Source organism: Okeania sp. SIO2B9 (assembly GCF_010672505.1).
Classification (GTDB): Bacteria; Cyanobacteriota; Cyanobacteriia; order Cyanobacteriales; family Microcoleaceae; genus Okeania; species Okeania hirsuta.
On sequence record NZ_JAAHGK010001410.1, the window covers coordinates 1 to 1861 of the forward strand.

At 36.3% G+C, this 1861-nt stretch carries 1 protein-coding gene; it reads right to left on the reverse strand.

Translation table 11 applies throughout. The features are described 5' to 3' along the window. Positions 1-67: 67 nt before the first annotated feature. Positions 68-1678 carry a serine/threonine-protein kinase gene (locus tag F6K13_RS31240; protein WP_124147051.1) on the reverse strand — a complete coding sequence of 537 codons (1611 nt, stop codon included), beginning with the start codon at positions 1676-1678 and terminating at the stop codon, positions 68-70. Positions 1679-1861 lie beyond the last annotated feature (183 nt).

Genomic DNA, 1861 nt, shown 5'->3' on the forward strand with positions numbered 1-1861 from the left:
TTTCAGGATTTGCTTCATGCTCGAAAAATTTTTTTATACCACGATGATTACGTTATTACTGCCTATTTTAGAATCCCGAACCTCTTTTACCGTTGGGCATAATTGTCCACCAATTAGTTTTTGCCATATTTAGTTGTTTCTGATTTACCATTGCATTATCAAGATTAGTACCACACAGATTTGCTCCTTGTAAATTCGCACCATTCAGATAAGCATTTGTCAGGTCTGCATCCCGCAGATCGCATCCTGCCAAACTAGCTGTACTTAAATAAGCCTTAGTCAAATTTGCATTTTTGAGAGTAGTATTAGTTAAATTAACATGACCAAGATTAGCATGGGACAAATCTGCACCTTGCAAATTACTTTGATGTAAATTAGCTCCATAAAAATTAACTCCAGACAACTTGGCATTACGCAAATTCAAGCGACTTAAATTACAATCAGGAAAATCTCTTCTACCTTTAGCATAAGCACTACGCAACGTTGCAGAAGTCCATTTCTCGGGAGTTTGAGAATTTAATCCAGTTGTCTTTTTTGCAGAAATCGTCGTCAAATATCCTTTAGAAACTTCTTTCCTCATCTTCATCTGAGGTCGAGATCGAGTTGTAGGTTTCCTTTCTAAACGAGTTTTGCGTTCTCGAATTTTTTGAGCAATTTGATTATTAGTAGACATCCAGGAAAAATCATTTTCATTGTCATTAAAAACTGTGGACTCTTCTCTAAATAATGTATTTAGACTATTATCTGGAATTAGTTCAACCTGTTTGTTTTCAGATTCTTTTTTCTTCAATGATGTTAAAAGTTCTTCTGCTGACTGGAAGCGATGTCGCACGGAAACTTCTAGCATTTTCTCCAATATTTCCCCAAACCAGTCGCTAATATTAACAAGAGGACGCCAGAGAATTTCACCATTGATCTGATCGTAACCAAGGCTATTTGGAGTTTTTCCTGTCAGCAGAAAAATGCAAGTTACTCCTAGGGCATAAATATCACTTGCGTATACAGGTCGCAAAGCCATTTGTTCTGGTGGAGCAAAACCAGAAGTACCAATAGAAATATTTGTAAAAGCAGTTTCTCCTGTACCACCACTGGCAAGATGAGTTTGATTAACATGATCTTTGACTGCACCGAAGTCGATCAGAACTAAATGACCATCCTGACTCCGCCGAATGATATTAGCAGGTTTAATGTCTCGGTGAATTACTTCCTGACTGTGGATATAACTTATTACTGGCAATATCTCGATCAAAAAGTGTTTAACTTGTTCTTGATTAAGTAAACCCTGTTTTTTGACTTCCTGTTTTAATGTTGAGCCACTTACATATTCTTGAACTAAATAAAAATGTTTCTTCCACTCAAAATAACCCAATAATCTAGGTATTTGGGGATGATGGCCAATTTTACCCAGGGTTTCAGCTTCTCGCTCAAATAGTCTTCGCGCCATGTCTAATACATTTGGCGTTGTTGTCGATGGACGCAATTCCTTGATTACACAAATTGGATCTCCTGGCAAGGAAGTATCCTTAGATAAAAAAGTTGCTCCAAATCCTCCTTTACCAAGAGGTTGAATAATTTGATAGCGATCGCGCAAAACCAACTCTGAACCACAAGCTTGACAGCGATTTAAACTATTTGGGTTCTGAGGTTGAGGACAGGCAGGATTTATACAGTAGCTCATATTATACAAAAATATTAATTTGAATTTTTCTTTGAATGACCAATCTCTTCACACTAATTTCACTAAACAAAGGCCAATTTATTTTGATTTACACAAAGCTTATTATCTAAAATTTCATACATTGATCCTAGTCCTGGCTTGATGAGTCCAGATATATAGTTATATATTTTTCCTAACAAGAGA

What these genes read in the sequence shown, in the direction of transcription:
- F6K13_RS31240 (WP_124147051.1), bottom strand. Translation starts at nt 1,678, where the DNA reads ATGAGCTACTGTATAAATCCTGCCTGTCCTCAACCTCAGAACCCAAAT.